Annotated in this window: 16 protein-coding genes; 7 read left to right on the plus strand and 9 right to left on the minus strand. The window is 73.0% G+C overall.

Features of this window, described 5'->3' with window-relative positions; all coding sequences use genetic code 11:
• Positions 1-278 precede the first annotated feature (278 nt).
• A complete protein-coding gene (locus OHB44_RS03655) occupies positions 279-2,327 on the plus strand; it encodes a heavy metal translocating P-type ATPase (protein ID WP_330441179.1) in 2,049 nt (682 codons plus the stop codon).
• A 6-nt stretch (positions 2,328-2,333) separates the two neighbouring features.
• Here the strand turns inward: OHB44_RS03655 and OHB44_RS03660 are convergent, their stop codons facing one another.
• Positions 2,334-2,630 (minus strand): metal-sensitive transcriptional regulator, encoded by a 297-nt coding sequence (locus OHB44_RS03660; protein ID WP_030329541.1) that lies wholly within the window; start codon positions 2,628-2,630, stop codon positions 2,334-2,336.
• A gap of 94 nt (positions 2,631-2,724) precedes the next feature.
• Here OHB44_RS03660 and OHB44_RS03665 point away from each other — a divergent pair, with 94 nt between their 5' ends.
• From OHB44_RS03665 to OHB44_RS03680, 4 genes are all read left to right on the plus strand, one after another.
• Positions 2,725-2,934 (plus strand): heavy-metal-associated domain-containing protein, encoded by a 210-nt coding sequence (locus tag OHB44_RS03665; RefSeq protein WP_238681977.1) that lies wholly within the window; start codon positions 2,725-2,727, stop codon positions 2,932-2,934.
• A 13-nt stretch (positions 2,935-2,947) separates the two neighbouring features.
• Positions 2,948-3,895, plus strand: coding sequence for a hypothetical protein (locus tag OHB44_RS03670; protein WP_330439614.1), 948 nt, complete (start codon positions 2,948-2,950; stop codon positions 3,893-3,895).
• A gap of 12 nt (positions 3,896-3,907) precedes the next feature.
• A complete protein-coding gene (locus tag OHB44_RS03675; RefSeq protein ID WP_330439615.1) occupies positions 3,908-6,154 on the plus strand; it encodes a heavy metal translocating P-type ATPase in 2,247 nt (748 codons plus the stop codon).
• An 83-nt stretch (positions 6,155-6,237) separates the two neighbouring features.
• Positions 6,238-6,411 carry a CsbD family protein gene (locus OHB44_RS03680; protein WP_145787746.1) on the plus strand — a complete coding sequence of 58 codons (174 nt, stop codon included), beginning with the start codon at positions 6,238-6,240 and terminating at the stop codon, positions 6,409-6,411.
• Positions 6,412-6,502: 91 nt separating this feature from the next.
• Here the strand turns inward: OHB44_RS03680 and OHB44_RS03685 are convergent, their stop codons facing one another.
• The 4 genes from OHB44_RS03685 to OHB44_RS03700 all read right to left on the minus strand — a co-directional run bounded on the left by OHB44_RS03685 (position 6,503) and on the right by OHB44_RS03700 (position 10,294).
• Positions 6,503-7,186 (minus strand): class I SAM-dependent methyltransferase, encoded by a 684-nt coding sequence (locus OHB44_RS03685; RefSeq protein ID WP_330439616.1) that lies wholly within the window; start codon positions 7,184-7,186, stop codon positions 6,503-6,505.
• Positions 7,187-7,277: 91 nt separating this feature from the next.
• Complete coding sequence (locus tag OHB44_RS03690) at positions 7,278-8,531, minus strand: RNA polymerase sigma factor (RefSeq protein WP_330439617.1); 1,254 nt, start codon at positions 8,529-8,531, stop codon at positions 7,278-7,280.
• The gene (locus OHB44_RS03695; RefSeq protein WP_238683861.1) at positions 8,528-8,884 is read right to left on the minus strand and encodes a YciI family protein; all 357 of its coding nucleotides are present in this window, start codon (positions 8,882-8,884) and stop codon (positions 8,528-8,530) included. The genes OHB44_RS03690 and OHB44_RS03695 overlap by 4 nt, the downstream gene beginning before the upstream one ends.
• A gap of 147 nt (positions 8,885-9,031) precedes the next feature.
• Positions 9,032-10,294: a DUF2786 domain-containing protein gene (locus OHB44_RS03700; RefSeq protein WP_238683764.1), complete on the minus strand. Its 1,263-nt coding sequence runs from the start codon at positions 10,292-10,294 to the stop codon at positions 9,032-9,034.
• 189 nt (positions 10,295-10,483) lie between these two features.
• Between OHB44_RS03700 and OHB44_RS03705 the strand changes: the two genes are divergently transcribed.
• Both OHB44_RS03705 and OHB44_RS03710 read left to right on the plus strand, forming a co-directional pair.
• Positions 10,484-10,960 (plus strand): DUF2243 domain-containing protein, encoded by a 477-nt coding sequence (locus OHB44_RS03705; protein WP_238683763.1) that lies wholly within the window; start codon positions 10,484-10,486, stop codon positions 10,958-10,960.
• Positions 10,957-11,814: a cytochrome c oxidase assembly protein gene (locus tag OHB44_RS03710; protein ID WP_330439618.1), complete on the plus strand. Its 858-nt coding sequence runs from the start codon at positions 10,957-10,959 to the stop codon at positions 11,812-11,814. The genes OHB44_RS03705 and OHB44_RS03710 overlap by 4 nt, the downstream gene beginning before the upstream one ends.
• Here OHB44_RS03710 and OHB44_RS03715 read toward each other — a convergent pair whose 3' ends face one another.
• From OHB44_RS03715 to OHB44_RS03730, 4 genes are all read right to left on the minus strand, one after another.
• A complete protein-coding gene (locus OHB44_RS03715) occupies positions 11,815-12,093 on the minus strand; it encodes a hypothetical protein (protein ID WP_330439619.1) in 279 nt (92 codons plus the stop codon).
• A gap of 85 nt (positions 12,094-12,178) precedes the next feature.
• Positions 12,179-13,135, minus strand: a complete 957-nt coding sequence (locus tag OHB44_RS03720) for an NAD(P)H-binding protein (RefSeq protein WP_330439620.1) — start codon at positions 13,133-13,135, stop codon at positions 12,179-12,181.
• Between the two features lie 133 nt (positions 13,136-13,268).
• On the minus strand, positions 13,269-14,399 hold the full coding sequence (locus tag OHB44_RS03725) for a CaiB/BaiF CoA transferase family protein (RefSeq protein WP_330439621.1): 1,131 nt from the start codon (positions 14,397-14,399) through the stop codon (positions 13,269-13,271).
• Entirely contained in the window at positions 14,396-16,552 is a 2,157-nt protein-coding gene (locus tag OHB44_RS03730) for a 3-hydroxyacyl-CoA dehydrogenase NAD-binding domain-containing protein (protein ID WP_330439622.1), read from the minus strand. Before OHB44_RS03730 ends, OHB44_RS03725 begins: the two co-directional genes overlap by 4 nt.
• Positions 16,553-16,566 lie beyond the last annotated feature (14 nt).

The raw sequence follows: 16,566 nt of genomic DNA on the forward strand, positions 1-16,566 counted from the left end.
GGGCGGATCGCTGCCTGACGACCGCTTGATCACGGACGGTCAGTGCTCGGCCCGGTCGGCCGGGGACGACGCCACGACGGGGCGGCGCCGGTGCCCGACTGTGCAGCGGCATTCGGAGGGCCATCGTGGGAGATGCTAGCCAGCCCTCCTGGGGGTTGCAGGTCGTGGCGGAGTGTCGGGCGGCCGAACCGCTCGCGCGGCGGCCTCCGGGGCGGCATGTTGGAGCCATGCCCGCTCCGTCACCGCCCGACCCGGATCGCCAGCGACGCGCCGAGCCCATGCCGCACGGCAAGCACCCCGGGCACGCCGGGCACGACAAACACGCCGGGCACGACAAACACGCCGGGCACGATCCGGCGTTGTTCCGCCGCCGGTTCTGGGTCTGCCTGGTGTTGACCGTCCCGGTGGTGTTGACGAGTCGTCTCGTATCGGATCGGCTGGGCCTGACCGGGGACGACGGCCTCCCCGGCCAGGCCTGGGTGGGGCCGGTGCTCGGCTCGGTGGTGTTCTGGTGGGGCGGTTGGCCGTTCCTGGTCGGTGCGGTCAGGGAGGTGCGGGACCGGGCGCCCGGGATGATGCTGCTGGTCGCGATGGCGATCACCGTCGCGTACGCCGCGTCCCTGGCGACCAGCGTCGGCGCCTTCGACCTGGACTTCTGGTGGGAGTTGGCCGCGCTCGTCACCATCATGCTGCTCGGGCACTGGCAGGAGATGAAGGCCATCGGGCAGGCCCGGGGAGCGCTCGCGGCGCTCGCCGCGCTGTTGCCGGACGAGGCCGAACGGGTGGCGGCGGACGGGCGGGTCGAGGCGGTGCCGGTGACCGGTCTGCGGATCGGCGACGTGGTGCTGGTCCGGCCGGGGGGTCGGGTGCCGGCGGACGGCCGGGTCGTCGAGGGCGGCGCCGAGCTGGACGAGTCGATGATCACCGGGGAGTCGCGGCCGGTCGCCCGGTCGACGGGCGACCGGGTGGTGGCCGGCACCGTCGCCACCGACTCGGCGATCCGGGTGCGCGTCGAGGCGTTGGGTGAGCAGACCGCCCTCGCCGGCATCCAGCGGATGGTCGCGCAGGCCCAGGCTTCCGGTGGACGGGCCCAACTGTTGGCCGACCGGTTCGCCGCCGCGCTGTTCTACCTGGCCACCGGCACCGCCGTGCTGACCGTGCTGGTCTGGACCGCGCTCGGTCAGCCGGACGAGGCGGTGGTCCGTGCGGTCACCGTCCTGGTGATCGCCTGCCCGCACGCGCTGGGTCTCGCCATCCCGCTGGTCGTCGCGCTCTCCACAGCGCTCGCCGCGCGGTCCGGGATCCTGGTCAAGGACCGGTTGGCCCTGGAACGGATGCGGACCGTCGGCGCGGTGCTCTTCGACAAGACCGGCACGCTGACCCGGGGCGAGCACGGGGTGACCGACCTGGTGGCGGCGTCCGGCGTCGAGCGGGACGAGGTGCTGCGGATCGCGGCCGGTGTCGAGTCGGAGAGCGAACACCCGTTGGCCAGGGCGATAGTGGCGGCCGCCGGGAGCGCCGGGCCGGCCCGGGCGGCCGGGTTCCGGTCGCTGCCGGGCCGCGGTGTGCAGGCGACAATCGACGGTACGGAGTACGCGGTGGGCGGGCCGGCGCTGCTGCGCGAGCTGGGCCTTCGGCTCCCGGCGGAGCTGGAGGCCGCGACCGGGCGGTGGTCGGCGCGGGGTGCCGCGGTGTTGCACCTGGTGCGGCTGCCGGACGCCGTGCTCGGTGCGTTCGCGTTGACCGACGAGGTGCGTCCGGAGGCCCGGCGCGCCGTCGACGAGCTGCGTGCCGAGGGTGTCCGCACCATCGCCATGATCACTGGTGACGCCCGGCCGGTGGCCGAGGCGGTCGCCGCCGACCTGGGCTTCCGACCTGGCGTCGACGAGGTCTTCGCCGAGGTGCTGCCGGCGGAGAAGGACGATCGGGTGGCCGAGCTCCAGCGGCGGGGGTTGGTAGTGGCGATGGTCGGTGACGGGGTGAACGACGCACCGGCGCTGGCCCGGGCGGACGTGGGGATCGCGATCGGCGCGGGCACCGATGTGGCCATCGAGTCCGCCGGGGTGGTGTTGGCATCCTCGGACCCGCGCGGGGTGGGGGCCGTGGTCCGGCTGTCCCGGGCGTCGTACCGGAAGATGCGACAGAACCTGGCCTGGGCGGCCGGCTACAACGTGGTGGCGCTGCCGCTGGCCGCCGGGGTGTTGGCCTGGGCCGGCGTGGCGTTGAGCCCGGCGCTGGCCGCGGTGCTGATGTCGGCGTCCACCATCGTGGTGGCGCTCAACGCGCAGTTGCTGCGCCGGGTCCGTCTCGACCCCGCGCCGGACTGAGCCCGCTCAGCCGCGCTTCATGAGCCGGCCGACCGCCGCCATCATCTCGGTGGCCATCTCGTCGGCCCGACCCTCGGCGGCGCCCTCGTGCATGCAGTGCCGGGCGTGCCCGTCGAGCAGCCCGAGGGCCACTTTGTCGAGGGCGGCCTGGATGGCCGAGATCTGGGTGAGCACGTCGATGCAGTAGCGGTCGTCGTCGACCATCTTCTCGATGCCCCGGACCTGCCCCTCGACGCGGCGGAGCCGCGCGAGCAGCTGGTCCTTGCTGGCGGTGTATCCGCGGATCGGGGTGGGTGCGGTCATGCCGACAAGGATAGCGTACCCCCAGGGGGTATGGTACGGTCGGTTCTGTTGAGATACCCCCACCGGGTACCGGTACCGCGAAGGAGACGATCCGATGGTCGACACGACGTACCAGGTTCAGGGCATGACCTGCGGGCACTGCGTCAGCGCGGTGAGCGCCGAGGTCGGTGCCATCGCGGGGGTGCGCGACGTCCAGGTCGACCTCGCGGCCGGCCGGGTCACCGTCAGCAGTGATCAGCCACTGGACACCGCTGTTGTCCGAGCCGCAGTCGACGAGGCCGGCTACGACCTCGTCGACGCGTGATCGGCGGGCCAGCGTGCGCACCGTGACGAGACTGGCCGGGTTCGCCGTCGGCCTGGCGGCGATCTTCGGCACGACGTACGGGGTCGGCCGGGTCGTCGACAGTGCCCCGGTGGTCGAGGGCCGACACGACGGCGATGCCGCCCATGCGACGGGCGAGCACGACGAGACGGCGGACCGGCTCCCCGGCGGGCTGCTCGTCTCCGACCGGGGCTACACCCTCGAACCGGTCGACGCCCCGGCCGGCGAGTTCGCCTTCCGGATCGCCGGCCCGAACGGCCGCCCGGTGACACGGTACGACGTGGCGCACGACAAGCAGATGCACCTGATCGTCGCCCGTCGGGACCTCTCCGGCTTCCGCCACGTCCACCCCGAGCTGGCCCCGGACGGCACCTGGCGGGTCGACACCCCGCTGGCCGGCCCCGGGCAGTGGCGGGCGTTCGCCGACTTCGCCCCGACCGGGGGTGAGCCGCTGACCCTCGGCGTGGACGTGACGGTCCCCGGCGAGTTGACCGAACGGCCGTTGCCCGCCCCGGCGACCAGCACCACGGTCGACGGCTACACGGTCACCCTGACCGGCACGCCGCAGCCCGGCCGCACGTCGCCGCTGACACTGACCGTCAGCCGGGCCGGGCAGCCGGTCACCGACCTGGAGCCCTACCTGGGCGCGTACGGGCACCTCGTGGCACTACGTCGGGGTGATCTGGCGTACCTGCACGTGCACCCGGACGGAACGCCCGGCGATGGGCGCACCCGGCCCGGTCCGGCCGTCACCTTCCTCGCCGAGGTGCCCTCGGCCGGCAGCTACCGGCTCTACCTCGACTTCCAACACGGCGGGCGGGTGCGCACCGCGGAGTTCACTGTGGTCGCCGGCACTGCCCCGACCCGAGACAACCCCACCCCGAGCGGGCCCGCACCGACCGGCGGGGCCGACCACGGCACCCCCGGGCACGGACACAACTGACGGGACCAGACGATGACCACCACCAGCAGACCGCTGCCCGAGGCGCCGAACCGGATCGAACTCGCGATCGGCGGAATGACCTGTGCCGCGTGCGCCGCCCGGATCGAGAAGAAGCTCAACCGGATGGACGGGGTGAGCGCCACCGTCAACTACGCCACCGAGAAGGCGACCGTCCGCTACGCCGACGGCGTCACGCCGGACGACCTGATCGGGACCGTGCAGAAGACCGGTTACACGGCGGCGTTGCCGGCCCCGCCCAGCGCCGAACCCCCGGTGGACCCGTTGCGGGGGCCGCGTACCCGGCTCTGGGTGTCGGTGGCCCTGAGCGTGCCGGTGGTCCTGCTGGCGATGGTCCCGGCCTGGCAGTTCGACTACTGGCAATGGTTGTCGCTGACCCTGGCCGCTCCGGTGGTGGTCTGGGGTGGGCTCCCGTTCCACCGGGCCGCCTGGACCAACCTGCGGCACGGCGCGGCCACCATGGACACCCTGGTGTCGCTCGGCACCCTGGCCGCCTTCGGCTGGTCGCTCTGGGCGCTCTTTCTCGGTGACGCGGGGATGCCCGGCATGACGCACCCGTTCCGCTTCGACATCACCCGGAGCGACGGCGCCGGCAACATCTACCTGGAAGCGGCCGCCGGGGTCACCGTGTTCATCCTGGCCGGTCGCTACTTCGAGGCCCGGTCCAAGCGGACTGCCGGCGCCGCCCTACGCGCCCTGCTCGACCTCGGCGCCAAGGACGTGACGGTGCTGCGTGACGGCGTGGAGACCCTGATCCCCGTGGACCGGCTCGCCGTCGGTGACCGGTTCGTGGTCCGCCCCGGGGAGAAGATCGCCACCGACGGGGTGGTCGACGAGGGCACCTCCGCTGTCGACGCCAGCATGCTCACCGGTGAGTCGGTGCCGGTCGAGGTCGCCCCGGGTGACGGCGTGGTCGGCGCCACGATCAACGCGGGTGGGCGGCTGATCGTCACCGCCACCCGGGTTGGCGCGGACACCCAGCTCGCCCGAATGGCCGACCTGGTGGAGCAGGCGCAGAGCGGCAAGGCAGCCGTGCAGCGGTTGGCGGATCGGATCTCCGGGGTCTTCGTGCCGATCGTCATCACCCTCGCCGTCGGCACGCTCGGTTGGTGGCTCGGCACCGGGGCCGGCCCGACCGCCGCGTTCACCGCCGCCGTGGCCGTGCTGATCATCGCCTGTCCGTGTGCGCTCGGCCTGGCCACCCCGACCGCGCTGTTGGTCGGCACCGGTCGGGGCGCCCAGCTCGGCGTGCTGATCAAGGGCCCGGAGGTGCTGGAGTCGACCCGCCGGGTGGACACCGTGGTGCTCGACAAGACCGGCACCGTGACGACCGGCCGGATGACAGTCGTGGACGTGGTGCCGGCGAGCGGTGTGGACCGGGCCGAGCTGCTCCGGCTCGCCGGGGCGGTGGAGGCCGCCTCCGAGCACCCGATCGCCAGTGCGATCGCCGCCGCTGCCGCCGCCGAGGGCGCGCTGCCCCCGGTGACCGCCTTCGGCAACCTCGAAGGGCTGGGGGTGACCGGCACCGTCGACGGGCGGGCCGTGCTGGTCGGCCGGGTCCGGCTGCTGCGCGAGCGTGAGATCGACGTACCGCCGGAGGTCGAGTGGGCCGTCCGCGACGCGGAGGCCGCAGGCCGTACGGCGATCGTCGCCGGCTGGGACGGACAGGCCCGAGGCGTGCTCACTGTCGCCGACGTGGTGCGGCCGACCAGCCGGGCGGCGGTGGCCCGGCTGCGCGGGCTGGGGCTGACTCCGGTCCTGCTGACCGGGGACAACACCACTGTGGCTCGCGCGGTCGCCGCCGAGGTGGGCGTCGACGAGGTGATCGCCGAGGTGCTGCCGGCCGGGAAGGTCGACGTGATCAAGCGGCTTCAGGCCGAGGGGCGGTCGGTGGCGATGGTCGGTGACGGGGTCAACGACGCCCCGGCGCTGGCCCAGGCCGACCTGGGGCTGGCCATGGGCACCGGCGCCGACGTGGCGATCGAGGCGGCCGATCTCACCCTCGTCCGGGGCGACCTGGACGCCGCGGTGGACGCCATCCGCTTGTCTCGGCGCACGCTCGGCATCATCCGGGGCAACCTGTTCTGGGCGTTCGGCTACAACGTGGCGGCCCTGCCGTTGGCCGCCGCCGGGCTGCTCAACCCGATGATCGCCGGCGCGACGATGGCGCTGTCCTCGGTCTTCGTGGTGGCCAACAGCCTGCGGCTGCGTCGCTTTCGTCCGGCCGCTGCCGATCTGTGACGACGGTAATGGTTGGGCCGGTGACGACGGGGGTACCTCTGTGGTCGTAGCGAAGCTTGCGATGCTTGCAATGGAGGTTGGCAATGGGATTCGACGACAAGATCAACAACGCCACCGAGGACGCGACCGGCAAGCTGAAGGAAGGCGCCGGTCGGGCCACCGACAACGAGCAGCTGGAGGCGGAGGGTCGCACTGACCAGTCCACCGCCAAGCTCAAGCAGGCGGGCGAGAAGATCAAGGACGCCTTCAAGAGCTGACGTACGACGTACCTCGCACGCCGGGCCGGTGATCATCACCGGCCCGGCGTGCTGTGTGTCCGGCCTCTCGGCCGTCGAACCCGAGGTGTGCTCAGGGGCGTCGGGTGGCGCGTACGACCACGTCGTACAGCGGGACGTCCCGGCCCGGCACGGTGCGGCGGTGCTCCTCGGCGGTGACGATCTCCCAGGTGCTGCCGTCCAGGCCGGCGGTGATGTCCGCCAGGGTGACCGACGCCTCGTCCGGCGGGTGCCCGTGCCCAGACCCGTGCCCAGACCCGTGCCCATGTCCGTGCCCGTGTCCGTGGCCTGGCGCGGTGGCTTCCGAGGTGTGCAGATGCCCGACGATCAGGAGGGTGCCGCCGGGGGCCACCCACCCGGCGACGCGGTCGTAGAAGGCCAACTGCGGCATCGCGGGGTGCGCGTAGTGCGTCGTGACCAGGTCGAACCGCGTCTCCGGGGCCCAGGTCGTCAGGTCCGCCTCCACCCACCGCACGCGCTCGGAGACCCCGCTCTCCGTCGCGCGTTCGGCGGCTCGGGCGAGCGCGACGGATGAGATGTCGACGGCGGTGACCTGCCAGCCGTGGGCGGCGAGCGAGATCGCCTCGGCGCCCGCGCCGCACCCGGCGTCCAGCGCCGAGCCCGGCGTCAGAGCGCCGATCTCCCGAGCCAGGTACGGGTGCGCGGGACTCGTGCTCATCGCGCCGGGACGGTCGTGGTGCGCCTGGTGCCAGTGCCGCTCCCAGTAGTCCTTGTCGAACTCGTGCTGCTCGGTCATCTGTGTCTGCTCCTTCGCGCGTCGCCCCCGACTGTGACCGGCGACCGGGCGATGCGCAAAGATTGTTGCCAAATTGGCAATTCGGCGTGGCTCACCCCTGCCCGGTCAGCCGGGCCGCCCGTACCTCCAAATAGCGCTGCTCGGGCCGGCTCGTGGTGCCCCGCGCCGCCACCAGGTACGCCTCCCGCGCCGCGCCGACGTTCCCGGCCAGCTCCAACAGGTGGGCCCGGACGGCGGCCAGCCGGTGGTGCCCGGCCGTGCGGTCGTCGGCGTCCAACGACGTGAGCAGGGCGAGCCCGGCCCGGGGCCCGTCGACCATGGCCACCGCCACCGCCTGGTTGAGGGTGACCATCGGGTTCGGCGCGATCCGGGCCAGCAGTCGGTAGAGCGCGACGATCTGCCGCCAGTCCGTCTCCGCCGCCGTCGACGCCTCGGCGTGCACAGCGGCGATCGCCGCCTGGAGCTGGTACGGGCCGGGCGGCGACCAGGTCAGCGCCTCGGTGATCAGCGCGACCCCCTCCGCGACGGCGGCGGCGTCCCACAGTGAACGGTCCTGCTCGGCGAGGGGCACCAATTCCCCGTCGGACCCCACCCGGGCTGCCCGATGCGCGTCGGTCAGCAGCATCAGCGCCAGCAGCCCGGTCACCTCGCCGTCGTCGGGCAGTAGGCCGCGCAGGATGCGAGCCAGCCGGATCGCCTCGCCGGTCAGCTCGGCCCGGCGCAGCTCCGGGCCACTGGACGCGGTGTAGCCCTCGTTGAAGATCAGGTAGAGCACCCGCAGCACCGTTCCCAGCCGCTCGCCCCGCTCGGCCGGCCCGGGCATGGTGAACCGTGCCCCGGCGGCCTCGATCCGCTGCTTGGCCCGCCGGATCCTCTGACTCATCGTCGCCTCCGGCACCAGGTGCGCCCTGGCGATCTGGGCGGTGCTGAGACCGCCGACCGCGCGCAGCGTGAGCGCCACCTGCGCCGATCCGGGCAGCGCCGGGTGGCAGCAGAGGAACAGCAGCGTGAGGGTGTCGTCGTCGGCCGCGACGGCGGGCTCCGCGTCCACAGCGGGCACCACCCCGGCGTACGCCGGTTCGCGCCGCGCCACCGCCACCTCGCGGTCCCGGCGCGCGCTCTCGCTGCGCCACTCGTCGGTGAGCCGGCGGGTGGCCACTGTGAGCAACCAGGCGCGCGGCTTGTCCGGTACGCCCTGCCCGGGCCATTGGGTCGCGGCGGCGAGCAGGGCTTCCTGGACCGCGTCCTCGCACCTGTCGAACTGTCCGTGCCGACGGACCAGCAGACCGAGGACCTGCGGCGCGAGCGTGCGCAGCAGATCCTCGACCGTCCGGTCCTCGGTCACATCTCCGTCCCGGCCTCGTCCATGATCGGGCGGACCTCCATCGCGCCGCCGTACCGGACGTCCGGCCAGCGGGCGGCGATCTCGGCAGCTCGCTGCGGGCTGTCGCAGTCGACGGCCAGGTAACCGGCGAACTGCTCCTTGCTCTCCATGAACGGGCCGTCGAGGACCTCTGGGGTGCCGTCCACGAGTCGGGCCGTCACCGTCTGCGACGGATTGGCCAACGCCTGGCCGCCGATCAGCTCGCCGGTCTCGGTCAGCTCCTTCATGATCTCGTCGACCTCACCGAACAGGGCGGTGCGCTCCTGCTCGCTCAGCTCCTCGGTGAAGCCGGGCCGGTTCCAGATCAGCAGCATGTACTTCACGGCGATGCTCCTCAGGCTCTGGTCGCACCCCGATCGGGGCGCGACTCAGCGGAGGGTCGGAGTCGTTTCCCCGATCCCTACCGCGTACCGAAGAAAATCGCAGAAACATCCGCCTGGGGCGCTCCCACGCCGGATGGTTCAGCGCGGATCGGGTCGGCCGGGCACCTGTCGGGGCTTCCGGGCGCTGCCGACGTCGAGCGAAGCCCGGTCGGCGGCGGAGGTGCCGGACGACCAGCCCTCGGCGTCGCGCACGCTGAGCCGGTGCCGGGTGACGCCGGGGAAGAGGGTGTCCAACCGCTCCCGGACCGCCTCGCCCCGGGCCGCGAGCACCGGCAACAGCCGTTCCGCCCCGGTGGTCTCGGCCGCCGCCTGGTCCGCCGCGTTGGTCGCCGCCTCGGTGGCCGTGCGCAGCCGCTCGCCGATCCGCAGCGCGAACGCGTTGAGGAAGGACTCGTCCCAGACCTTCGTCCGTCGCCCCGACCCCTGCCGTCGCTCGGCACGCCCCCGCAGCATCGCCGCCGTGGCCTGGACCAGCAGCGACGTGTAGAGCAACTCCACAGCCACCAGGTCCGCCGGCCAGCCCAGCACTGTGGCGAAGCCGAGATCGTCGGACCAGACCGCCTCGCACCGGTTCGCCGCCGCGACCTCCTGCACCAGCAGCGCCTTCGCGCCCGCGTACGGGGTGTCGGTGCTCAGGCGTACGCCGCCGGGCAGATCCCCGCGCTCCGACCCGGCCGCCAGCAGCGCCTCGTCGATGCTGTGCCTGGCGATCAGCTCCTGGGCCTTCCCGGTCAGCGCCTCCGCCTCCGCCGGGAAGGTGGTCGACTCGGCCTTCGCCAGCAGCGCCCGCACCCGATCCAGCATCGGCGACCCGCTGCGAGCCGTGCCCGCCGTGCGGGGCAGTGCCGCGCCGCTCGTGCCCGGCGGTGGGCGCAGCACCGCGATCGGCGGCAGGCTCTCCACCAGCGCGAGAGTGTCCACGGCCGCGCGGAGCGCGTCGGCCCGGTCCAGGCCCTCCCGGCTGGCCCAACCGGCCAGCACGCTGCCGTCGGCACCGCCGTCGGCGGGCACCAGCTCGCGTAGCTGGTCGTCCCACCAGGCCGGGACCGGCTCGGCCTGGTCGCGCCGCTGGGCGGCCATCGCGGCTCGGACCAGCCGCGCGGCGCGGGCGTCGAGCCGTCGACTGGTGATCCGGTCCACGTCGACCGGCTGCCAACCGCGCGGCCAGAGCCGGCCCAGGCCGCGGACCAGGCGACGCAGCAGAGCGGCGTCCACCGCCGTGGTGCCGTCCGCGGCGCCGGTGCCGACCATCAGGTGGTCCAGCTGCCGTTCGGCCTGCCGTACGTCAGTGCCGCGCACCGCCGCGAGCGCGTTGGCGACGAGTTCGTCCGCGTCCGGCACGGGCACCTCCTTCTCGGTATCTGGCTGTCGCTGCCCCTCCAGGCTCCATGATCATGCCGTCAGTGGCCCGGGAGTCACGAAACGGGGATGTGCCACCGGCCCGCTGGGCCTTTCCGCTGCTCCGGTCCGGCATGTTTGGTGCGGTTCGGGGTATTTACGACCCGATCCGACCTGACTGCGAGGTGTGTGGTGGTCGATTCGAGCCTGCCAAGGCCCCGTTCCGTCGACGTTCGTTCCTCCACCCTCGTCGGCGTCCTGATCGGCATCGCGATCATGGCCGCGATCGACGAGATCGTCTTTCACCAACTGCTCGCCTGGCACCACTTCTACGACCGCTCCACCCCCTCGGTGGCGTTGCTCTCCGACGGGCTGCTGCACGCCGCCGAGGTGATCGCCCTGGTCGGTGGGTTCTTCTGGTTCGCCGACCTGCGTCGACGGCATGCCCTGGCGAGCCGGCTGGCCTGGGGTGGCCTCCTGCTCGGCGCCGGAGGATTCCAGCTCTTCGACGGTCTCGTCGACCACAAGGTGCTCCGGCTGCACCAGATCCGCTACGGCGTACACCTGGTGCCGTACGACGTGGTCTGGAACGTGGCCGGCGCGGTGCTGCTGCTGGCCGGCGTCGCCGTCCTCTGGCGGGCCCGCTCCCGCCAGCCCGGCGCCCGATGACGGTGGCCGGGCCGCTGGCGCACGCCGGGCACGGCGCGGCCGGGCCGAGCTGGTTCCCACTGTTCCCGGTCGCGTTGTTGGCGGTCGGCTACGTGCTGGCCGCCGTCCGGGACCCGCGGGGTTGGGACCACCGTCGCACCGCCTCCTGGCTGGTCGGCTGCGCCCTGCTGGCGGTCGCCGTCGGGCCGCTGGCTCCACTCCCGGACAACCCGAGCGGGCACATGGCGCAGCACCTGCTGCTCGGCATGCTGGCCCCGCTGGGGCTGGTGCTCGCCGCCCCGGTGACGCTGCTGCTCCGGGTCGCGCCGCCGCTGGTACGCCGAGCTGTCGGTCGGCTGCTGCGCGCCCGCCCGCTGCACCTGCTCGCCCACCCGGTCACCGCCGCGCTGCTGACCACCGGCGGGTTGGCGTTGGTGCTGCTCACCCCGCTGTACGTGGCGGCCGAACGGCAACCCATCCTGCACCACGCCGTGCACCTGCACTATCTGGCAGCCGGGTACCTCTTCGCCTGGTCCTTGGCCGGGCCGGACCCGGCGCCGCGTCGCCCCCGACTGGCGGTACGGGTCGGCGCGTTACTGGCCGCGTCGGCTGGCCACGCCGTGCTGGCCAAGTACCTGTACGCCCGGGCCGAAACCCTCCCGCCCGGCCTCACCGACCGGGACCCGGAAGCGTTCCGCTCGGCCGCCCAACTCATGTACTACGGCGGCGACCTGGCCGAGCTGCTCCTGGCGGCAGCCCTCTTCGCCACCTGGTACCACTCCCGCCGCCCTGGTCGGCGGCGGCCACCCCGTCCAACCAGGTTGATCAAGAAGTTTGCGTCACCGGAGGACGAATCCCTGACGCGAACTTCTTGATCAATCTGACGGAGCGGGCGCTGCCAGCGCGGTGGACAGCCGGCGGAGGAACTCGATGAGGTCGTCCTCGCTGTGGTGCGTTCCGGCCTGCTCATTCAGGGGACCCGAGTAGCGCAGCGCGTGGACCAGCGCGTCCCGCGTCTCGGCCCGGTCCCCCGGGTAGAGCCCAGCGGCCACCCCGTCGACTACCCGCGTGACCACCGAATCGTCGAGCGTTCTGTCGAACTGAACCCCGTAGAGGATTCCGTTGACGTGGCCCCTCCAGCTGTCCGTACCCATGCTCGTTGACTCCCTGTGAAGCTCTGGCTGCCGTCCCGGCCAGGAATTGCCGCGGCTGGAATGGCAGCGCTCGGTTGCGGCACGTTCAGCGGAACAGTCGGGCATTTTCAACCGCCCAGCCGTCGAAGTCGCGTAGCGGGCGGCCGATGATCTCGCGCACGGTCGGCCGCTGGTCGAGCGTCCACTGGGTGAGGTCAGCGAGCCGCGTGCCGTACTCCTCAAGGGCGTACAGGGTCACGTCGATACCGCTGTCGGGCCAGCCGCGACGCCGCCAACTCGCACGGCTGTGGTCGGGCGTCACCTCAATGGCGACGATGTCGCGGCCGACCGCTCTGGCGATGCTCGCCACCCGCGAACGGCTGCTGATCGGCAGCCCTACCGCTTCGAGGACAGCGCCGACATGGTCGTCGGTACGCAGCGCCGCCAACGCGACAGCGGCGAGGTCGTCCTCGTGGATGAAGGGGTAGTGCCCGCCGTCCAGGTGTGCCTCCCGTACGGTGCCCTCGCCCCTGATCGTCTCTGGCCAGTCCGATCCGGTGGCCGGATAGGTGCCCTCGATCACCGCGCCCATCACCGCCGACGGCCGGATGTGTACCCACTCCATCCCGGAGCCTTCGACAGCCCGCTCGATCGACAGCCAGAACCAGGTCTCGGGCGGGTACCTCTCCTCGTACTCCGGCCCGTGCGAGGACAGCACGACGATTCGCCGCACACCGGCACCACCGGCGAGGTCCAGGGCATTCCGCACCGTCGTCGGCGAGGCTCCGGCGAGGAAGACGCCGTCGACGTCGTCGTAGACCTGGACGTGCTCGAGCGGCCGGGTGATGGATCCCTCGACGACCTCGACCCCGTCGGGCCAGCCATCCACCTGGTCGGATTCGGCGAGAACACGCACCCGGTCACCAGCGTCCAGCAGTTGCCGCGCGAGGCTCCGCCCGACAATCCCCGTGGGGCTGCTGCCCGCGTCCATCCGGGCGTTGACCGCGGTCAGCAGGAGCAGGCGAGTGCGTGAGGCAGCCGCCGCCCGATTGTTTTCAGCCATGGCAAGACCCTCCAGCAGGAAAGCGGAGATCTTGCGCCTCCCGCTCGATGGGAGGTTGCGGATCGTGAGGTCGTCAACGCTACCAGCCACCGCAACGGCGGGCCGGGCCGTCGGCGCGCCTGCACGCGCCAGGTCACGGGTGTTCCGGCCAGTTGGTAAGGATGTCCTCGACCGGTAGGGCGTCCTGCTCCGGATCTGGTGCCGGGGTTGGGCGGTCGGTCGGGGTGCGGTCGAAGCGGGGTGCGGGGGCCGGCTGGATCTCGCCGCCCACCTCGACGAACGTGCCCCGGGCCGCGTTGTGCGGGTGCGCGTGCGCCTCGCCGGGCGCGAGCACCGGCGCGACGCAGGCGTCCAGGTCGGCGAAGACCGCCGTCCACTCGTCCCGGGTGCGCTCGGCGAACCGCTCGGTGAACCGGCGGCGCAGCTCGTCCCAGCCACTCGGGTCGTACTGGGCGGGTAGGTCCGGATCGTCGGCGAGGCCGAGGCCGCTGAGCAGTACGGCGTAGAAAGCCGGTTCCATCGCGCCGACCGCCATGAATCCACCGTCGGCGGTGGCGTACGTGTCGTAGAACGGCGCCCCACCGTCGAACATGTTGCGCCCGCGCGGGGCGGCCCACAGGCCGGTGCCGAGCAGCCCGTGCAGGAACGAGGTGAGCAGCGCCGAGCCGTCCACCATCGCCGCGTCGACCACCTGGCCGAAGCCGGAGCGCTCCCGCTCCAGCAGCGCGGCCAGCACCCCGACGGCGAGCAGCATCCCGCCGCCGCCGAAGTCGCCAAGGAGGTTCATCGGCGCGTACGGGCGTTCGCCGGCCCGTCCCAGCGGCTCCAACGCCCCGGCCACAGCGATGTAGTCGATGTCGTGCCCGGCTCGGGCTGCCAGCGGGCCATCCTGACCCCAGCCGGTCATCCGCGCGTACACCAGTCGGGGGTTGCGGGCCTGGCACACCTCCGGCCCGATGCCGAGCCGCTCGGCCACCCCCGGCCGGTACGCCTCGACCAGCACGTCCGCGCGCTCGGCGAGGCGCAGCAGGTCCGCCACCCCGGCCGGGGACTTCAGGTCCAGCGCGGTGACCCGCCGGCCGCGTTGCAACGGCCCGCTGGTCGGGGCGGCCAGCCGGCCCGTTCCCGGTGCGCCCGGCCGGTCCACCCGCACCACGTCCGCGCCGAGGTCGGCGAGCACCATGCAGCCGAACGGCGCCGGGGCGAGGCTGGCCAGCTCGATCACGCGCACCCCGGCCAGCGGCCCGCCGCGTGCCGCCGTCACGCGACGTCAGCCGGTTCGGCCCGAGGGGTGGCGAGCCGGTCGGCCAGGTCGGCGGGGGGCGTGAACCGGTCGCCGTAGTTGCCGGCCAACTCGGTGGCACGGGCCGCGAAGCCGGCCGGGCCGCCCGCGTACTGCCGGACGTAGCGGATCACCCCGCCCGTCCAGGCCGGGAAGCCGATGCCGAAGATCGAGCCGATGTTGGCGTCGGTCTCGGTGCGCAGCACCCCCTCGTCGAGGCAGCGCAACGCGTCCAGCGCCTCGGCGAAGAGCATCCGCTCCTGGAGGTCGGTGAACGGCACCGCCCGGCCCGCGTCGGTGGTCAGGTCGGCGAGACCGGGCCACAGCCGGCCGCGGGCGCCGTCGTCGTAGGAGTAGAAGCCGCGTTCGGCGGTGCGCCCCGGCCGGTCGTACGCGTCGACCAGCTCGTCCACCAGGCGGTGCGCCGGCAGTGGGCGGAACTCCTCGCTGGCCGCCTCGAACTGGCGGCGGATCCGCTGGATCAGCGTGAGACTGACCTCGTCGGCCAGCGCCAGCGGCCCGGTCGGGTAGCCGGCCTGAAGGGCGGCCTGTTCCACCGATGCGGCGGGAACACCCTCGGCGACCATGCCGACAGCCTCGTCGATGAACTTGCCGATCACCCGGCTGGTGAAGAAACCCCGGCCGTCGTTGACCACGATCGGGGTCTTGCCGATCCGCCGACCCAGGTCGAACGCCCGGGCCAGCGCCACGTCCCCGGTCCGCTCGCCCACCACGATCTCCAGCAGCGGCATCCGGTCCACAGGGGAGAAGAAGTGCATGCCGACGAAGTCCGCCGGCCGGTCCACGCCGGCGGCCAGCCCGGTGATCGGCAGGGTGGAGGTGTTGGAGGCGAGCAACGCGTCGGGTGCCAGTACGGGCAGCACCTCGGCGAAGACCTGCTGTTTCAGCGCCGGGTCCTCGAAGACCGCCTCGATGACAGCGTCGCAGCCGGCCAGCGCGTCCACCTGGTCGGTGGTGGTGATCCGGTCCAGTACGGCGCGGGCGTCCGCCTCGGTGGTGCGACCCTTGCGTACCGCGCGGGCCAGCAACCGCTCGGCGTGCTCGCGGGCCCGGCCGGCGGCCTCCGGCGTGACGTCCCTGACCACCACGTCCAGCCCGGCGCTGGCGCAGGCGTACGCGATGCCCGCGCCCATCATGCCGGCCCCGAGCACCGCCACCCGGCGCACCGGTGCGGCGTCCACATCGGTTGGTCGGGCCGCGCCACCGTTGACGGCCTTCAGGTCGAAGAAGAACGCACCGATCATGTTCTTGGCGACCTGGCCGGTGAGCAGGCCGATCAGGTGCCGGGTCTCCACTGTCAGGGCGGTCTCCAGGTCGACCTGTGCGCCCTCGACGGCGGCGGCGAGGATCGCCTCGGGCGCGGGCAGCCGGGCACCCTTGAGTTGCTTGCGCAGCGTCGCCGGGAAGGCGGGCAGTTGTGCGGCCAGCGAGCGGCTGGCCGGGGTGCCACCGGGCATCCGATAGTCCGGCCGGTCCCACGGCTGCCTGGGGTGCGGGTTCGCCGCGACCCAGGCCCGCGCCCGCTCCAGCAACTCGGCGGGCGTGGCGACAACCTGGTCGACCAGCCCGGCCGACAGGGCGTCGGCCGGGCGCATCCGTCGGCCGGTGAGCAGCACAGTGGTCAGCGCGCCGGCCAGGCCGAGCATCCGCACGGTCCGGGTGACGCCACCCGCCCCGGGCAGCAGGCCCAGCGTCACCTCGGGCAGCCCGAGCCGGCTGCCGGGCGCGTCCAGTGCGATCCGGTGGTGGCAGGCGAGCGCGATCTCCAGGCCGCCTCCGAGCGCCGAGCCGTTGACAGCGGCGACCACCGGTCGGCCCAGCGTCTCCAGCCGGCGAAGGTCCCGTTTGATGGCACCGAGCAGGGCGGCCAGGTCGGGCGCGTCGGCGCGGGTGGCCCGGATCATCTCGGGCAGGTCGCCGCCGGCGAAGAACGTCGACTTCGCGCTGGTCACGATGACGCCGACGAGATCGGGCTCGGCCTCCAGCCGGTCCAGTGCGGCACTCATCGAGGCGGCGTACGCCCGGTTCATGGTGTTGGCGGACTGGGTGGGGTCGTCCAGTGTGAGCGTGACGATGCCGTCGGCGCCGCGGTCGTACCGGATGGTGTTTGTCATTGTCGTCCTCCGGG

Source organism: Micromonospora sp. NBC_00821 (assembly GCF_036347035.1).
GTDB lineage: Bacteria > Actinomycetota > Actinomycetes > Mycobacteriales > Micromonosporaceae > Micromonospora > Micromonospora hortensis.

Excerpts from the sequence above, each read along its gene's own strand:
- OHB44_RS03655 (WP_330441179.1), top strand. The coding sequence starts at position 279 with ATGCCGCACGGCAAGCACCCCGGGCACGCCGGGCACGACAAACACGCC.
- OHB44_RS03660 (WP_030329541.1), bottom strand. The coding sequence starts at position 2,630 with ATGACCGCACCCACCCCGATCCGCGGATACACCGCCAGCAAGGACCAG.
- OHB44_RS03665 (WP_238681977.1), top strand. The coding sequence starts at position 2,725 with ATGGTCGACACGACGTACCAGGTTCAGGGCATGACCTGCGGGCACTGC.
- OHB44_RS03675 (WP_330439615.1), top strand. The coding sequence starts at position 3,908 with ATGACCACCACCAGCAGACCGCTGCCCGAGGCGCCGAACCGGATCGAA.
- OHB44_RS03680 (WP_145787746.1), top strand. The coding sequence starts at position 6,238 with ATGGGATTCGACGACAAGATCAACAACGCCACCGAGGACGCGACCGGC.
- OHB44_RS03685 (WP_330439616.1), bottom strand. The coding sequence starts at position 7,186 with ATGACCGAGCAGCACGAGTTCGACAAGGACTACTGGGAGCGGCACTGG.
- OHB44_RS03695 (WP_238683861.1), bottom strand. The coding sequence starts at position 8,884 with ATGCTGCTGATCTGGAACCGGCCCGGCTTCACCGAGGAGCTGAGCGAG.
- OHB44_RS03710 (WP_330439618.1), top strand. The coding sequence starts at position 10,957 with ATGACGGTGGCCGGGCCGCTGGCGCACGCCGGGCACGGCGCGGCCGGG.
- OHB44_RS03715 (WP_330439619.1), bottom strand. The coding sequence starts at position 12,093 with ATGGGTACGGACAGCTGGAGGGGCCACGTCAACGGAATCCTCTACGGG.
- OHB44_RS03720 (WP_330439620.1), bottom strand. The coding sequence starts at position 13,135 with ATGGCTGAAAACAATCGGGCGGCGGCTGCCTCACGCACTCGCCTGCTC.
- OHB44_RS03730 (WP_330439622.1), bottom strand. The coding sequence starts at position 16,552 with ATGACAAACACCATCCGGTACGACCGCGGCGCCGACGGCATCGTCACG.